Origin of the sequence: Geobacillus sp. ZGt-1, assembly GCF_001026865.1 — a bacterium.
GTDB classification, from domain to species: Bacteria; Bacillota; Bacilli; order Bacillales; family Anoxybacillaceae; genus Geobacillus; species Geobacillus thermoleovorans.
On sequence record NZ_LDPD01000233.1, the window covers coordinates 1 to 1,714 of the forward strand.

Here is a 1,714-nt window from a genome sequence, read left to right on the forward strand (position 1 = left end):
GCGGGCTCGCTTTGACAGCCCCGCCATTGCAGCCGCCAACCAAAAAGTAGAGAAGTCTCATGGCATCATCATTGCCAGTCCCGTTTTCAAAGCCTCCTACACAGGAATATTGAAAGCGTACTTGGATTTGCTGCCGCAAAAGGGATTGCAGCACAAAGTCGTCCTTCCGTTGTTCATCGGCGGCTCCCTTGCCCATTTGCTCGCGATAGACTACGGATTGAAACCTGTTCTGTCCGCCTTGGGTGCACGCTATATTTTGAGCGGCGTGTACGCTGTCGATCAATGGGTGAAACGCCTCCATGAAGGCGGATACTCGTTGCCCGAAGAACTGACGCGTCGGCTCGATGAAAGCATATCAGAGTTGGGTTCTGCCATTCGGCGCCTTGCTATTCCAAGTTTCACAAACTAACCCCATCCCACCTACTCTTCCTGTCATGATGAAAGCAGATTGACTTCAGCTGAAGGACAATCTGCCTTTTTTGTGATCGGACAAGAAAAAGACTGTTCATCAAGATGGAACAAGAAGGGAAGGAAACCCTATGGATTTACGCACCATTAAAACGTTCCAAACGGTTGTCAAACACAAAAGCTTCCAGCGAGCTGCTGAAGAGTTGAACTACGCGCAATCGACTGTGACGACTCATATCAAAAACTTAGAAGCAGAGCTTGGCATCACGCTCATTAAGCGAGGAAAACCGTTCCAATTGACCGAGGCAGGCAAATTGTTAAGCGAGAAAGGGGAATTTTTGCTCAAAAGCTTCGACCATTTACAAAAAACATTGAAAGAATGCATTGATGGCGAAAGAGGACTCGTCCGCATCGGGGTGATGGAGCCGACAGCCAGTCACCGTCTTCCTGCATGGCTCAGCGCCTTTCGGGACAAGCATCCGAACATTCTGTTTACAATCCAAATTCATAGCAACCAAATGCTTGTGGACATGGTAGAGCGGGGAGACATCGATGCAGCCATTTGTGCAACACCGGAAACCATGGCAGGAGCGAGCTTTGAACCGTTGTTTTCCGAAGAAGTGGTGCTGCTTTCTCCCGCCTCTCACCCATTAGCGAAACGATCTGTCGTTTATCTTCGCGATTTGGCCGATGAGCCGCTGCTTGTAACGAGCGCCGCCTGCCCATTTCGACGCAATTTGGAAAAACGCCTGGTGGAGTTAGGCATTCAACCTTTATACAAAACCGAGATTAGCAACATGTTGGCGCTGAAATATTATGTCCATGCTTCGCTTGGCATCGCTGTCGTGCCGAAGATTGCTGTCACTCCTCCTCCAGCAGGAACGGTGGCACAACCGATCGCCGATTTTCGCGATGGACTGACTGTTGGCATCTTACGGATGTTTACGAGTGAAGCGAGCCACCCCGCAACGGAAAAATGGATTCGCTTTTTGCTTGATCAATGTGCTGGCAGATGCTCTACTGATCTTCACATTTTTTGAACGATCACTTCTATTTTTTCAATTTTACAAATGGAAGCAGCTCCTTTATATTTTTATTAAACATATAAAATTACTCGGAAATGATATGGAGGGAACATTGATGATCATTGCCCTTGTTCTCGATGAGCAGGAAAACGTTGTCCCCATCATTGAAGGAGCGACCATTCGCCTTTATCACACGAGTTCGCAAACGTACGAAGACTATCCGAATATCGCCAAGCAGTTGCAAGGGGGACGCCGAAGCGCGGTTCTCCGTTTCGCCAAAG

2 protein-coding genes are annotated in these 1,714 nt (G+C 48.4%); both read left to right on the plus strand.

Annotated elements, in window-relative coordinates; all coding sequences use genetic code 11:
- Nucleotides 1-409, plus strand: a 409-nt coding sequence (ssuE, locus tag VU18_RS16930; protein WP_047758648.1) for an NADPH-dependent FMN reductase, incomplete at its 5' end; no start/stop codon positions are given.
- 130 nt (nucleotides 410-539) lie between these two features.
- Nucleotides 540-1,448 carry a LysR family transcriptional regulator gene (locus tag VU18_RS16935; protein ID WP_014196853.1) on the plus strand — a complete coding sequence of 303 codons (909 nt, stop codon included), beginning with the start codon at nucleotides 540-542 and terminating at the stop codon, nucleotides 1,446-1,448.
- Nucleotides 1,449-1,714: the final 266 nt, after the last annotated feature.

Bases quoted from the DNA above. Each gene is read 5' to 3' on its own strand.
- VU18_RS16935 (WP_014196853.1), top strand. From the start codon at position 540: ATGGATTTACGCACCATTAAAACGTTCCAAACGGTTGTCAAACACAAA.